The organism is Aquirufa sp. HETE-40SA (genome assembly GCF_054558635.1).
The window spans coordinates 482181-494674 of record NZ_JBPXKN010000001.1; the positions used below are offsets into that span (position 1 = coordinate 482181).

Consider the following 12494-nt stretch of genomic DNA (forward strand, 5'->3'; position numbering starts at 1 on the left):
ACAGCTATGAAACAATCTGAAATCAATTTTAAGATACAATTAGACGACCAAAACATCCCTGAACAAATCTCTTGGTCAGCAACAGATAACCCGAACGAGGGCATTGAAGAAACAAAAGCCATTTTAGTAGCTACTTGGGATCCCTATCACAAAGGGACTTTGACTTTACCACTTTGGACAAAAGATATGGAGGTATTAGATATGAAGCGGTTCTTTATCGAAATAGTAGGAACCGTCGCTGATGCATCATTGCAGGCTACAGGTGATAATTTCTTTGCTCAAGAGCTCGAAGCTACTTGCCGTACCCTTTCATCTCATTTACAGAAAGAAATCGTAGCCACTGAAAAAGGAACTAAATAAGCATGAAAAAAATATTCTTACTACTGATATTACCCTTTATAGGACATTCTCAAGGCATAAAATTCAGCACTGCTTCCTCATTACAAGAGGCGCGTTCTGAGGCAATCAAGCAAAATAAATTGCTTTTCATGGAGATTTATGCCCCTGACTGCCACGTATGTAGTGCATTCAAAGGGGTATTTACACAACCAACCGTAGGAGAAGTTTACAATAAAAATTTCGTTAATTATCAATTAGATATTCGTAATCCAGCGAATCAATTGGCTATAAAACAAGCGGGGATTATTTTAAATGCAACACCAACCTTTGTTTTTTTCGAGCCTAAATCTATGAAAATAGTGCAAGCGAGGATATTTGGTGAGAAAGATAATACCGCAACGATGTTGAATGCAATTGCATCAAAAGCCATCAATCCAGCCGAACAAGTGTCCCAATTCCCTAAGCGTTTAGCTGCTGGGGAGAAGAATCCAGGGATGTTGATAAATTACGCTCAATATGCGCGGATTACTGGAGATACATTAACAAATATCAAGGCAATGAATGCTTATATTGCCTTATTAAAACCGGCTCAATACAGTTCTCAAATGAATTTCAATCTAATGCAAGTCGCATTAATGAGTAACGATAACCGCCTTTTTGATTATTTCATCCGGAACATAAACTACTATAACTCCATTTTTGACCCGTCAGTGGTTCGTATGGTGTATGAGAATATCTTCTCTATTGCTTTATCTGGCTCACAAGCAGCAAAATTAGGGGAATCAGGTTTAATGAAAATTAAGTCTCAAATGGCTAAAACAGGCTTAGACCGTTCTAGTATTAATCGTAGAACGTGGATGGTCGAATCGGATATACTATTCAAACAGAAAAAGACATCGCAAGCGATGAAGGTAATCGATGAATTAATCAATTCCATGCCAGGCGCGTTAGGTCCCAAGGAGAATCAATTTTTGTGTGATTATGTCAAAGGGAAGACGAAAGATGCTGCTGCTTTGAAAAAAGCAAAATCATCTTGGTGTCTTTACGGGACTAAATAACTAGCGCATAAAAGCGCGGTAGATCATCACAATTAGACAAACGATAAACATCAAGATGGAAATCTTGTTGATCGTGTGCATGGCGCGCAGGTTAAAGTTAGCGGGTGCTGCTCCTGGCTTAGGTTTTTGGAATACACGTACGAAATACGTAAAAACTTCCCCTACTCTAAATTGTTCTCTTAATCTGCTCATAGTCTAGTCGTTTATAGAGGGCTCGCGCCAATCTCCATGCTCCTTAATTAACGTGATTAATTCATCCACCGCAGAATCTGCAGGAACAGACTTTTTCACCACTTCTTGCCCTTTATAGAGCGCAATCTTATCTTTTCCGATACCCACATAACCATAATCTGCATCAGCCATCTCACCCGGACCATTCACAATACAGCCCATAATACCTATTTTGATTCCTTTTAAGTGATCTGTCTTTTGGCGAATCATAGCCGTCGTTTCTTGTAAATCAAATAAAGTTCGACCACAGGAGGGACAAGAAATGTACTCCGTTTTCGAAATACGCATTCTGCTCGCTTGCAACGTCCCAAAATTCGTCGAATTACACAAAGCCTCCTTATTCTTCGAATGCTTTAGGCTTAGCATCAAACCATCCCCTAAACCATCAATAAACAAAGCTCCACCATCCGTAGGGGCAAATAGTTGAAATTGATCATCTGAAATGGAGGTGTAGTTCAGGTGAATAATGACAGGATTTGTGACACCCTTTTCTATTAAATGAAAGAAAGCACGTCGAATAGCTGGCATCTGATGTGCATTCGTAGAATGTAAAACAATCACACAGGTAGAATCAAACTCGTCAGACCCCATCACTAGCTCAGCTGCATCCAAGGATACGAAATTTAAGGTCGTATGCTTTTGTGAAGCAATTTGAAAATCTGCATAGCTGAATATAGGATATACATATTCTGACGGAGACCAAACAGAAGAGTCTTGAATTTGACGCAAGCCATTTGGCAACATAAAATCAAGGGACTGCTTACCCGTATAAATAAAATCAGCACCTAGGTCATTCATCGCCCATTTATCCGGTTCAGGTAAATAGAAATGCCCTATAGTCTTTAAATCAGCAATTGAAATGGAAGATCGAGTAGAAAAGTCCGCGATTACGCGAGGAACCTGATGACCGCCCATCGAAAAAATCTCCGACGTCTTTCTACGCAAATGCGAGAACGGGTTAATAGGAGAGTCAAATGAAGCAGAATCACCTTTGAAAACAGGAATGGGATCTTGAGAAGAAGCACGCATATCATAACGACGCACTAAATCTTTCGCCACCGGTATCTCAAATTCTGGATCCTCCGTGAGAGAAACTCGAATGGTATCGCCTAAACCATCTTCTAATAACGTTCCAATGCCCACGGCCGATTTAATCCGACCATCTTCACCCTCACCAGCCTCTGTCACACCTAAATGCATAGGGTAGGCCTTAAAACCGCCATCCTTTAACTTTTTACTTAACAAGCGATACGCTTCCACCATCACCTGTGTATTTGAAGATTTCATCGAAAGAACGATGTTGAAATAGTTTTCATCCTCACAAATGCGTAAGAATTCCAAAGCTGATTCCACCATCCCATTAGGGGTATCTCCATAACGACTTAAAATACGATCTGAAAGCGAGCCGTGATTCGTACCTATACGCATTGCCGTGCCGTATTCCTTACATATTTTGACTAAAGGAAGGAATTTATCCCGAATGCGTTCTAATTCTGATGCATACGACACATCGGTATAATCAATTGTTTCAAAGCGTTTCTTATCCGCGTAGTTTCCCGGATTGATACGAACCTTTTCGACGATTCTAGCAGCTAATTCAGCGGCATTGGGGGTAAAGTGTATATCAGCGACTAAAGGTGTCTTGTATCCACGATCCCGCAAACCTTTGCGAATATTCTCAAGATTCTGGGCCTCTTTAACGGAGGGAGCTGTTATTCGAACTAGTTCACAACCCGCATCTATCATTCTTATAGATTGCTCAATTGATCCCTGCGTATCCATGGTATCTACTGTAGTCATCGACTGAATCCGAATAGGAAAGTCTGAACCTAAATAAAGCTCACCTATTTGAACCGGAATCGTAATACGCCTTTCATATGAATAAAGAGAAGGGGCATACTGATTTCCATCAGCAAGTAGGGGATCGTTCAAATTGAAAATTGTAGACATAGCAGGAATAAAACGCAAAAATAGGCAATTCTACTTCCAAGAACTCTTTTTATGCCCAATTGTTGCGTAATAATAGATAAAAATATAGCAAGGGATCAAAATAAGGTAAGCGATCTGCGTATTCCCGATTTGATCTGATATTTTACCATATAACAATGGCATTAGCGCACCTCCTGAAATCATCATAATAATCAAGGCGCTACCTATTTTAGTAAATTTCCCTAATCCATTAATCGCTAGAGGCCACAAAGCAGGCCACATGAGTGCATTGGCTAATCCTAATAAGGCCAAACACAATACAGAAGTAAATCCAGTGAAAGCGATAGCTCCTATCGAAAATACAACACCTAAAATAGCTGAGTAATTCAAGGCTTTTTGTTGTGATAAGTATTTGGGAATAAAGAAGATACCAATAACATAACCTGCTAACATACCATACAAAGTATAGGTGGTAAAGATTTTGGCAACATCCTGACTAAATCCTTGAGAAACACCATAATTAATAATCGTATCTCCAGCAATAACCTCGACTCCTACGTACAAAAAGAAAGCAACTAGACCTAAGACAAGGCTAGGATAAGCCCAAACAGAATCTTTCGCATTGCCTGCCTCTTCCACCGTTTCCTCCGCTTCCACTTCAGGTAATGATGAGAACCATACCCAAATGGCCAAGACCACTAAAACGGCCGTCATAATACCATAGGGCATTAAAACGATGGCTAATTTTTCTGTTCCAGCTACCGCACTCGATAAAAATAGACCTCCAAAGATAAATTGACTCAGAATACCCGCAAACTTATTACAAATACCCATGACCGAAATACGCTGAGCAGCTGATTCTGCTGGTCCCAAAATCGTTACATAGGGATTAGAAGCAGTTTGTAAGAGTGCAAGACCTGTACCGATCACAAAAAGGCCAAACAAGAACATGGGATAATTGGCCATTTTAGCAGCCGGTATGAATAATAAAGTACCCACTGCCATAGCCAATAAGCCTAAAGACATACCTTTCTTAAATCCGGTTTTTGCCAATACCCAGGATGATGGAATCGCCATCACAAAATAGGAGATAAAGAAAGCAAAAGTCACTAAAAGTGAATCGAAGTTATTTAGTTGAAAAGCATCCTTAAAGAAGGCAATCAAAACCGAATTCACCCAGGTCACAAAACCAAAGACAAAAAAGAGAATACCGATAATTAAGAGAGGTCCGTTAACGTTTTTAGATTGATTCATAGGTTTAGTATTGGTCGTTTAATGCAAAAATAGGTTGATTTTTTTTCCATTTACCTCGTGTAAAATCAGGTATTTGGATAGGAGCGGAGCCCTTCTTAATCGACTCCTCAGAAAGTGGTGCAATCGCAGACCAAGCTGCGGCATCATAAACGTCGATCGGTGGAGCAACTTTTGCCTTAATAGCCTCTATGAAGGCTCTCAACACAAAATAATCGATACCTCCATGCCCTGCATTCTCTGCATCAGCGGCGTGTGCTTTCCACAAAGGGTGATCGTATTTCTCTAAGTAAGGTTTAGCCTCTTCCCAGCGGTGTGCTTTGGACGAAACACCTTCTATATAGATAGACCTATTATCTTCCATCCACAAACCCTTCGTTCCTTGAACGCGGAAGCCTAACGAATAAGGGCGAGGAGAATTGGTATCATGCGTAATGAGAATTGTTTCCCCATTCACACATTTGATCATTGTTTGGACAATATCACCACATTTAAAATTCACTTTCGCATTGGGATGATCTGCGCCTCCTTTTTCAACGATGTAATTATGTAGTCCCAAAGCAGGAGTGGCCATCGCCGTTAAATAGGCAAACTGATTTCCTCTGTTGATATTCAACATCTCAGCCACCGGTCCTAAGCCGTGTGTTGGATACAAATCTCCATTGCGATCGACAGAATGCTGGGTACGCCATTTGGCCTCAGAAAATCCTTTCTCACCAAACTCCACTCCACCACCATAGGCTTGCTTTCCATCATTAAATTTCACTTCCCGTAAATCGTGCTGGTAACCACATTGAACGTGATTTAAGGTTCCAAACATACCCTGGCGAACCATATTCAACGTCGCGAGAACATCCCGACGGTAACATACATTCTCCAATATCATGCAATGAGAACCCGTTTTCTCGTACATATTCACGAGATCCCACGATTCCTTTAAGGTAACAGTCGCTGAAACTTCAACTCCCGCATATTTGCCTTGCTTCATCACTTCTAAGGCCATCGGAACGTGCCATTCCCAAGGGGTAGCAATGACTACGCCGTCAATATCTGTACGTTTAGCTAAGTTTTCGAAATCTTTATCCGTCTTTCCATAAACGGCTGGTGCTGGTCGACCCTTGTCTGAAACCATCTTTAATGCAATATCAATCGCTTTAGGATCAATATCACAGATTGCTACAACCTCGACATCCGGTCGATACATCGCCATTTCGAGGTGATTTTGCCCTCTTAATCCTACACCGATAAAACCTAAACGTACTTTCGTTTGTTCTACAGGGGACTGTCGTAAGAATGTGGGGAATAAAGCGGTGCCAGAGGTGTACACTAAGGAATCGGAGATAAACTTCCTTCTTTTCATTTGTTTACTGATTAGTCTAATAGGTTTTACAAAGATGAAATTTAAGGAAAATACTTTAAATTTATAAGAATTTAGAAAAAATGACTGAAGCCCCACGCGTTACTGTATTCCGAAAAGAACATTTCAATGCTGCTCACCGCTTGCACAATCCTAATTGGACAGCGGAGAAGAACAAAGAAATTTTCGGTTTATGTAACAATCCGAACTACCATGGACATAATTATGAAATTATTATCCAGGTTACCGGAACAATTGACCCGGAAACGGGTTATGTCATTGATACGAAGTTTTTATCGGATTTGGCTCAAACAGAGGTTTGCAAAAAATTTGATCACAAGAATTTAAATCTGGATGTTCCTGAATTTGCAGATTTAAATCCTTCCGCTGAAAACATCGTCATCGTGATATATAATAAACTGAGGGCAAAACTTCCCTCTACATTAGATTTAAAAATCAGATTGTATGAAACAGAAAGAAATTTCGTTGAATTCCCTGCTAATTGATAATGACCGTTTCTTGTTAACAGACGAGGAAATAGGAGATAATCATGTAGCCACCTCTATCGATACACCGATGAGGGAGGATGCTTTTGATATTTCTGATTCGGAAAAAATAGCCATCATTGAATCTCACTTCCGTGAGATCATGTTAACATTGGGTTTAGACCTAACAGATGACTCATTACGTGGTACTCCTAAGCGAGTAGCTAAAATGTACATCGAAGAAATCTTTAGCGGATTAAATCCTGCTAATGAGCCTAAAATAGCCTTGTTTGATAATAAATATGGCTACTTAGACATGTTAATTGAAAAGAACATCTCGTTCTATTCTAATTGTGAGCACCATTTCGTACCTATCATGGGTAAGACGCACATCGCATACATTTCTTCTGGACAAGTGATTGGCCTTTCGAAGTTGAATCGCATTGTACAGTTTTATGCCAAAAGACCTCAGGTTCAAGAGCGTCTAACCATGCAAATTGCGAAACATCTTCAAAGAGTCTTGAAAACAGAACACGTAGCAGTATTCATCGATGCAAAACACCTTTGTGTTTCTTCCAGAGGAGTAAAAGACGAAGCAACTTCAACCATTACTTCGTACTATGGAGGTAAATTCCAAGAGGATAATACCAGAAGAGAATTCTTACAATCTATTCAAGCCTAAATCATGGGAAAATACGTTATTGTTGGGGCTAGCCAAGGAATTGGCGAGTCGCTTGCCTCGTCATTGCTTTCAGCGGGACACGAAGTAGTCAATTTTTCTCGTAATCCATGTGGTATTTCAGGTGTAGAAAATTACACCTGGGATGCTTTATCAGCCGACGATTCCACTTTAGCCTCTATTACGGGCCCTATCGATGGAATTGCCTATTGTCCTGGTAGCATTAATTTAAAACCTTTCCACCGCTTGACTTCCGCAGACTTTGAGAAAGACTTTCAGATTAATGTGTTAGGTGCGGTTCGTGTGATTCAGGCACTATTACCAGCATTGAAACAGTCTGCGACTTCATCTATTGTTCTTTTCAGCACTGTGGCCGTTCAAACAGGCATGGGCTTTCACGCTTCGATTGCAAGCGCTAAAGGAGCTATTGAAGGTCTGACTCGTTCGTTAGCAGCGGAATTAGCGGCTAATAAGATTCGTGTCAATGCAATTGCGCCTTCTTTAACACAAACACCATTAGCGGGAGCTCTATTAAACTCGCCAGAAAAAATTGAAGCAGGTGGCAAAAGACATCCATTAGGACGTGTAGGACAATCTGAAGATGTCGCTAATTTAGCAGCATTCTTATTGAATCCAGCTAATTCGTGGATTACAGGACAAATCATCGGAGTAGACGGAGGAATCGGGTCGCTAAGAACTAGCTAACGTCTCATTGAAATGTTTTTGGTTTAAGGCCAAATTCATCTGGTTCCACTCTATTTTCTTCGAAAATGGAGCTTTTCTAATCGCACAATCAGCTATTGTACAATGACTGCAACACTCATCTAAACAAGGATCCGCGTGGACAAATATCTCCACGTGGGTAGCTTGTAACTCACCTAACATTTCTTCAAAGGCGTGTATTTCCTCGTGTGTTCTGTTTAAATCCCAATAACGAGGCAAAGTCAAATGGCAATCGATGTGCAAATCTCCTCCATATTGTTGCACGCGCAAATTGTGTAAATCAATCCATTCCTCTTTCTTATTCTCTACGACCCAATCAGTTACTTTTTGGAACAAAGCAGGGTTTGTTTCGTCCATTAAGGCCGCAACTGACTCTCGGATCAAATGAACGCCCTGCCAGCACATAAAGCCAGCGAATAAAAAGGATGCCACTGAATCTACCCAATACCAGTGCGTATAATACGTCAGGGCTAACGCAACTACCACTAAGATCCCATTATAGGCATCTAACCGTAGATGTTTCCCGTCTGCAATGAGCGCAGGAGAGTGGGAGGATCGCCCTTTTTGGACTAAAAAATAACCCATTAATCCGTTAATTCCAGCCGAAACAAACGAAACGGCCATACCCACATCTAAGCTTTTCAACTCAGGTGATGCATACAAATGTTGTGAAGCATGTAGGAAAATATAGGCAGCGGCTAAAAGAATAAGTACCCCCTCTAATCCAGACGCGAAAAACTCAATTTTTCCATGACCATAGGGATGGTTCAAGTCCTTAGGTAAGGACGCTAAATAGATCGAATAATAGGCAAAGCAGGCGGCGACCACATTGATAATCGACTCTAATGCATCTGTCAAAAGCGTCGTGGATCCACTCGCATAGTAGACTGCAAACTTCGCGGCCATGATGAGCACCGAAACGACAAAAGAAAGAAGGACAAGCCGCTGTTTCATTAGCACAAAGATAGTATTTTTACCGGATGGAAACGGAAAACAATCCTTGGAAAACACTAAATCAAGAAACGGCTTACGAGAATGCTTGGATACGAGTAGAACACCATGAAGTCTTGAATCCGGCAGGAAATCCCGGCATTTATGGGAAAGTGCATTTTAAAAATACCGCTATTTCCATTGTTGCTTTAGACTCTGAAGGCTTTACCTATTTAGTAGGTCAATACCGCTATACGCTGAATGCGTATTCCTGGGAAGTCCCGGAAGGAGGTTGCTCCATCGAATCAGGAGAAGCTACTTTAGCCGCTGCAAAACGCGAATTATTGGAAGAAACAGGCCTAGTCGCAACAGAGTGGACAGAATTAGGGGAGGTGTACCTTTCGAATTCAGTGAGTGATGAAAAAGCGGTGATGTATTTGGCCCAAAACCTCAGCCAGCATCAAGCCTGCCCAGAAGAAACTGAACAATTAAAAATACGTAAGTTACCGTTAAAAGAGGCGATAGAAATGGCTCAAAATGGCCAGATTACTGACGCTTTGAGTGTGTTGACGCTCTTAAAGATCCCAGCTTTGCATTTGCTTTAGCTCATCATAATCCGTCAAATCATATTTGACAGGCACTATGCTGACATAATTTTCTGCCAAAGCATCTAAATCGGTGTTATTGTTTAAGTCCTCGTTGTGCAAATCTCCATCCATCCAATAATAGGGCTTACCATAAGGATCTTTACGCTCTTCGAAATGCTCCCTAAAGATGGCATTGGCTTGTTTCACCACTTTCACCCCTTGCAATGGCATGGAAGAATGTGCGGGGAAATTCACGTTTAGTGTCAATCCTTTGGGCAATCCGTGAACTAACACTTGTTGGCAAATTTTGATGATATAATCGTGGCAATGCGAAAAATCCGCATCAGACGCAAAATCGCAAAGGGAGAATCCGATAGCCGGAATACCCTCCATCGCCGCTTCGATAGCCGCAGACATGGTTCCTGAATATAAAACCGCAATAGAAGCATTCGAACCGTGGTTAATACCCGAAACGACTAAATCAATTTTTCGACCTTTTAGAATTTGGTGTTTACCGATCTTCACACAATCAGCGGGGGTTCCCGAACACTTATAGGATTGAATATGATCGCCAAAATTATTCGTCTTCTCCACTCGCAATGGTTCACCCAAGGTTATCGCATGACCCATACCGGATTGATGCGTATCAGGAGCGACCACTACGACTTCGCCCATTTCGGACATGATTTCCGTTAGAACGCGGATACCTTTGGAATAGATCGAATCGTCGTTTGCGATGAGAATAAGTGGCTTCATATGTTGCTATTTTGACTGCAATTTACAAATTTTGGCTATGATTTTACGCAAAGCGACGCTCGAAGACATCCCCCTCATTCAAGAAATAGCAGAGGAAGCCTGGAGACCCACCTACGGCCATATTTTGACAGAGGAGCAGACTTTGTACATGATTCCGATGATGTATGCGTCAGAGGTTCTGCAAAAGCAAATAGAAATTTTCTCTATGTTAGAATTGGAGGGGAAAGCGATCGGCTATTGTGCTTTCGAAAAGACCTCAGAGACTGATGGAAAATTGCATAAACTCTATTTACGACCATCAGTAAAACAAAAAGGCGCTGGAAGTTTTATTATCGAACAGATTAGTCATCAAGCTCGATTGATGGGTCTTACATCTATCTACTTAAACGTCAACAAACATAACTCCGCGGTAGAATTTTACCTGAAGAAAGGTTTCATCAAAGACCGTGAAATGATTCTAGACATAGGCAACGGCTATGTGATGGATGATTACGTTATGCGATTAATGCTATAGCTTTCTCGATCAAAGACCTAATTTGTCCCTCCGGATCTTTCGAAAATTCATTCGTGATGCGATTCGCTAAAATGGCATTCAATGAAATCATTTCGTGCCCCATAGCACCCCCAAAGGCGTAATAGGCTGCGGTTTCCATTTCGATATTAGTGATTTCTTGTTCACCTAACTTAGCAGTAGCGACCTTCTCTAAAAAATCAGGTCTTATCGATTGCATTCTTATCGTGCGTCCTTGCGGCGCATAAAATCCTGGTGCCGTTAGGGTAACTCCATTATACGCATTCAAAGGTGCAAATTGCGCGCAAAGAGAAGCACTAGCTTTGGCTGCATAGAGAGGCAATGGATAATCAATTGCTGAAGTCCAAGCGGATAAAACATCTTCGGATATCGACATTGCAGATTCAAAACCATAGAATTGGGCTAAATTATCAAATCCTATAGCTGCAGCTGAAATCAAAATCGAATCCACTGGGATACTAGCTTGTATACTTCCAGATGTACCGATTCGGATGAGCCTTAGAGATCTTTTTTCAGATTTCACTAGTCGTGTTTCAAAATCAATATTAACCAAAGCATCTAATTCATTCATCACAATCTCCACATTATCCGCACCAATACCGCTGGATAACACACCAATCTTCTTTCCCCTTAAAACGCCTAAATGAGTCACGAATTCCCTTTTATGAACGATTACAGTGACTTCATCAAAAAAGGCAGACACAGTAGGAACACGTTCAGGATCGCCTACCAAAATAAGAGTATCTGGAATTTGATCAGGCCGTAAGTTCAAATGATAGGAACTTCCATCCGGATTAATAATCAAGTCTGTGGGAGAGAAATAGGTCATGCGCAAATTTATTGATAATTTTCCAATGTAATCATCCTTACATGAAAAGTAAAAAGTCCGAAATACATGCGAATCTCCGCTCTATCCTAGAGAAAACGTTAGACGAAGCGCGTAGAGAATATGTTTTGGCAAAAGAATCCCGCGATACTGATACCAAAAGTAGCGCCGGCGATAAATTTGAAACGGGACGCGAGATGATGCAGCGAGAGATGGATAAGCTAAGTGCGTTGGTAGATAATACACTATATTCTTTGAGCAAACTAGATCGACTAGCTGATTTACCCGCATCAGTGGTCATTTCTGAGGGCAGCCTAGTAGAAACAGATCAAGAAACGTATTATATCTCGATTGGATACGGTAAACTAGATGAAGTTTATGTTATTTCTATCGAATCTCCACTGGGCGTTGAGCTCAAGGGAAAAAAAGTAGGGGATCGCGTCGAGATGCGTGGACGACAAATCAACATAAAATCAATTCTATGAAAAATGCACACTATCTCTATTTAGTTCTTTCCCTTGTAGGGGGGAGCATCACCTTTTACTACGTCTACGAGGGAATGATGCTAAATAACGGAAAATTTGATGTCATTGATTTTGTCCAAAGCACTTGGACAGCTAACCCTTACGCTAAAAGTTTAAGTTGTGACTTTTGGACCGGCGCTATCGCAGGCACCTTTTTTATACTGGTAGAGGGATTACGGATTAAAATCAAATACCTGTATCTTTATTTATTGGCAACCGTTCTAATAGGTTTTGCCTTTGCATTTCCCTTATTTTTATTCGTTAGACATAGACAATTAGCCTAATAT

Annotated in this window: 16 protein-coding genes; 9 read left to right on the forward strand and 7 right to left on the reverse strand. The window is 40.9% G+C overall.

Translation table 11 applies throughout. The features are described 5' to 3' along the window. The first annotated feature begins 6 nt into the window (after positions 1-6). Both gldC and ACRZ9O_RS02185 read left to right on the forward strand, forming a co-directional pair. Positions 7-360, forward strand: a complete 354-nt coding sequence (gene gldC, locus ACRZ9O_RS02180; RefSeq protein WP_459455932.1) for a gliding motility protein GldC — start codon at positions 7-9, stop codon at positions 358-360. 2 nt (positions 361-362) lie between these two features. Beyond that, entirely contained in the window at positions 363-1397 is a 1035-nt protein-coding gene (locus ACRZ9O_RS02185; RefSeq protein ID WP_459455934.1) for a thioredoxin family protein, read from the forward strand. On the opposite strand, the gene ACRZ9O_RS02190 is transcribed toward ACRZ9O_RS02185, so the two are convergent. From ACRZ9O_RS02190 to ACRZ9O_RS02205, 4 genes are read right to left on the reverse strand one after another with little or no spacing between them, the layout of a single operon-like run. Then, positions 1398-1589 carry a DUF6728 family protein gene (locus ACRZ9O_RS02190; RefSeq protein WP_459455936.1) on the reverse strand — a complete coding sequence of 64 codons (192 nt, stop codon included), beginning with the start codon at positions 1587-1589 and terminating at the stop codon, positions 1398-1400. It abuts the gene before it with no gap. 3 nt (positions 1590-1592) lie between these two features. Then, positions 1593-3578, reverse strand: a complete 1986-nt coding sequence (gene ispG / locus ACRZ9O_RS02195) for a (E)-4-hydroxy-3-methylbut-2-enyl-diphosphate synthase (RefSeq protein WP_459455938.1) — start codon at positions 3576-3578, stop codon at positions 1593-1595. 30 nt (positions 3579-3608) lie between these two features. Beyond that, positions 3609-4811 carry a sugar MFS transporter gene (locus ACRZ9O_RS02200; RefSeq protein WP_459455940.1) on the reverse strand — a complete coding sequence of 401 codons (1203 nt, stop codon included), beginning with the start codon at positions 4809-4811 and terminating at the stop codon, positions 3609-3611. A 4-nt stretch (positions 4812-4815) separates the two neighbouring features. Then, on the reverse strand, positions 4816-6168 hold the full coding sequence (locus tag ACRZ9O_RS02205) for a Gfo/Idh/MocA family protein (RefSeq protein ID WP_459455941.1): 1353 nt from the start codon (positions 6166-6168) through the stop codon (positions 4816-4818). Positions 6169-6248: 80 nt separating this feature from the next. Between ACRZ9O_RS02205 and ACRZ9O_RS02210 the strand changes: the two genes are divergently transcribed. From ACRZ9O_RS02210 to ACRZ9O_RS02220, 3 genes are read left to right on the forward strand one after another with little or no spacing between them, the layout of a single operon-like run. Continuing rightward, a complete protein-coding gene (locus ACRZ9O_RS02210; protein ID WP_459455943.1) occupies positions 6249-6671 on the forward strand; it encodes a 6-pyruvoyl trahydropterin synthase family protein in 423 nt (140 codons plus the stop codon). Next, positions 6631-7332, forward strand: coding sequence for a GTP cyclohydrolase I FolE (gene folE / locus ACRZ9O_RS02215; protein ID WP_459455945.1), 702 nt, complete (start codon positions 6631-6633; stop codon positions 7330-7332). Before ACRZ9O_RS02210 ends, folE begins: the two co-directional genes overlap by 41 nt. 3 nt (positions 7333-7335) lie before the next feature. Next, positions 7336-8034, forward strand: coding sequence for an SDR family NAD(P)-dependent oxidoreductase (locus ACRZ9O_RS02220; RefSeq protein WP_459455947.1), 699 nt, complete (start codon positions 7336-7338; stop codon positions 8032-8034). On the opposite strand, the gene ACRZ9O_RS02225 is transcribed toward ACRZ9O_RS02220, so the two are convergent. Next, positions 8020-9006, reverse strand: a complete 987-nt coding sequence (locus tag ACRZ9O_RS02225) for a cation diffusion facilitator family transporter (protein WP_459455949.1) — start codon at positions 9004-9006, stop codon at positions 8020-8022. The two genes, ACRZ9O_RS02220 and ACRZ9O_RS02225, sit on opposite strands and share 15 nt — an antisense overlap. A 26-nt stretch (positions 9007-9032) precedes the next feature. On the opposite strand from ACRZ9O_RS02225, the gene ACRZ9O_RS02230 reads away from it, so the two are divergent. Then, on the forward strand, positions 9033-9587 hold the full coding sequence (locus ACRZ9O_RS02230) for an NUDIX domain-containing protein (RefSeq protein ID WP_459455951.1): 555 nt from the start codon (positions 9033-9035) through the stop codon (positions 9585-9587). Here the strand turns inward: ACRZ9O_RS02230 and surE are convergent. After that, entirely contained in the window at positions 9558-10325 is a 768-nt protein-coding gene (surE, locus tag ACRZ9O_RS02235; protein ID WP_459455953.1) for a 5'/3'-nucleotidase SurE, read from the reverse strand. The two genes, ACRZ9O_RS02230 and surE, sit on opposite strands and share 30 nt — an antisense overlap. Before the next feature lie 37 nt (positions 10326-10362). On the opposite strand from surE, the gene ACRZ9O_RS02240 reads away from it, so the two are divergent. After that, positions 10363-10839: a GNAT family N-acetyltransferase gene (locus tag ACRZ9O_RS02240; RefSeq protein ID WP_459455955.1), complete on the forward strand. Its 477-nt coding sequence runs from the start codon at positions 10363-10365 to the stop codon at positions 10837-10839. Here ACRZ9O_RS02240 and ACRZ9O_RS02245 read toward each other — a convergent pair. Beyond that, entirely contained in the window at positions 10820-11686 is an 867-nt protein-coding gene (locus ACRZ9O_RS02245) for a nucleoside phosphorylase (protein WP_459455957.1), read from the reverse strand. The genes ACRZ9O_RS02240 and ACRZ9O_RS02245 overlap by 20 nt on opposite strands. Positions 11687-11727: 41 nt before the next feature. Here ACRZ9O_RS02245 and ACRZ9O_RS02250 point away from each other — a divergent pair, with 41 nt between their 5' ends. After that, entirely contained in the window at positions 11728-12168 is a 441-nt protein-coding gene (locus ACRZ9O_RS02250) for a hypothetical protein (protein ID WP_459455959.1), read from the forward strand. Then, positions 12165-12491 (forward strand): DUF2834 domain-containing protein, encoded by a 327-nt coding sequence (locus ACRZ9O_RS02255; RefSeq protein WP_252622801.1) that lies wholly within the window; start codon positions 12165-12167, stop codon positions 12489-12491. Before ACRZ9O_RS02250 ends, ACRZ9O_RS02255 begins: the two co-directional genes overlap by 4 nt. Positions 12492-12494: the final 3 nt, after the last annotated feature.